Source organism: Apibacter sp. (genome assembly GCF_025291155.1).
Lineage (GTDB): Bacteria > Bacteroidota > Bacteroidia > Flavobacteriales > Weeksellaceae > Apibacter.
This window is the reverse complement of sequence record NZ_JAMBJZ010000165.1, coordinates 1-602: the sequence shown is the minus strand read 5'-3', so window position 1 is coordinate 602 and position 602 is coordinate 1. Positions and strand designations below refer to the sequence as shown.

1 protein-coding gene is annotated in these 602 nt (G+C 27.1%); it reads left to right on the top strand.

Going from position 1 to position 602, the window contains the following annotated elements; genetic code table 11:
• The coding region (locus M3Z80_RS09725; RefSeq protein ID WP_293919421.1) for a helix-turn-helix domain-containing protein at positions 1–353 on the top strand (353 nt) is incomplete at its 5' end.
• Positions 354–602 lie beyond the last annotated feature (249 nt).

Below are 602 nucleotides of genomic sequence, written 5' to 3'. Positions count from 1 at the left end.
GGGTAAAACAAGAATCTTTAGCTATTGAATTAAATATTACCCAAGCAGGGGTATCTAAGTTGGAAGATAAAGAGGTTATAGAAGAAGAAACATTAAAAAAAGTAGCTGAATTTCTAAAGTTACCTGTAGATGCTATCAAAAATTTTAATGATGAAGGTGCTTTAAATTTTATTGCAAATACTGCTAATAGTTATGATTCGTCGACAAGTCATCAATTTTATTTTAATTTCAACCCAATTGATAAGATAGTAGAACTTTATAATGAAAAAGAAAAGTTGCACAAAGAAAAACAGGATCTATACGAAAGAATGCTAAAAGAAAAAGATGAGCTATTGGCAAAGTTTCTTAAATAGGTTTTCAACTTTTAAACCGGATTTAAACTTCTTTTAAATAATTTTCTCACGTAAAATAAATATAATAAATAAAGAGTAAGACGCCTTAAAATATATGGACGTTTTTATTATTTATTAGTGAAGGAAGAATAAAAAAATCTAACAATAAAATATTGCGACTGGTAGAGGAGGTAAAGCACTGGTAGATGATTGGTTAAAAATTTATCGTTCCTTTTTTCGGAACATTGTAAAAAGAAAAAAGCTTAAAAT